1 protein-coding gene is annotated in these 730 nt (G+C 54.4%); it reads right to left on the bottom strand.

From position 1 onward, the window contains the following. Positions 1–730, bottom strand: a 730-nt coding sequence (locus D6029_RS22360) for an AAA family ATPase (protein ID WP_120066849.1), incomplete at both ends; no start/stop codon positions are given.

Here is a 730-nt window from a genome sequence, read left to right as displayed (position 1 = left end):
GGATGCAGGCTGTTTTCCGGTTCGTTCAGAGCAATAAAACCTGGCGGACGTGGGCTGAGTAACGCCACGGTCAGGCACAGAAATCGCAGCGTACCGTCAGAAAACTCGGCGGACTCCAGCGGACGGTTAATGCCCTGCCGGTGCATCATCATCTGGAAACGCCCATTGCTGTTATCGCAGAAAAACACGCATTCCGGGAATGCCTCGTCGAGCACCGCAAACAACAGTTCGCTATCGCCAATCTCAACGATGGTCTGGAAGGCAGCAGCCAGATTCAAACCATCGCCAGCCAGCACGGGAGAACGATAACCCACCTGCGGCAAACGCAGCCCAGCCCCTTTGGTAATGTCGAATTCATGATAAAAGCGCCAGTTACGCAGCGTTTCGCGGGCGCTGGAAACTTCCGGGTAAAGATGCGGTTCGCCAAGTTGACCAAACAAAGATTCGTTTTCGTAAAGCGTCGCGGCGTGCGTGACTTTCTCACCGTTTACATCGTTGAGAAAAACAGCCTGATTGCGGCGATGCATAATGGATGACGAAGGGCGGCGGCGAAAACCGCTCAGCCAGATTTGTTCTTCTTTAACGATAGGATCGAGATCGAACATCGTCGGATAAGGCAGTTTGTCCGGAAAACCCACTTGCAGTTCGTACTCGAAATCATCGGTATCAACCGCCAGCGTCATACGCCGTGGCGCGCTGGCATAGCCTTTAGCGCGATCGCCCGCCCACA

It is taken from the genome of Buttiauxella izardii, from assembly GCF_003601925.1.
Taxonomy (GTDB): domain Bacteria; phylum Pseudomonadota; class Gammaproteobacteria; order Enterobacterales; family Enterobacteriaceae; genus Buttiauxella; species Buttiauxella izardii.
The sequence above is the reverse complement of the archived record's forward strand: the minus strand, read 5'-3'. Positions and strand labels throughout refer to the sequence as shown.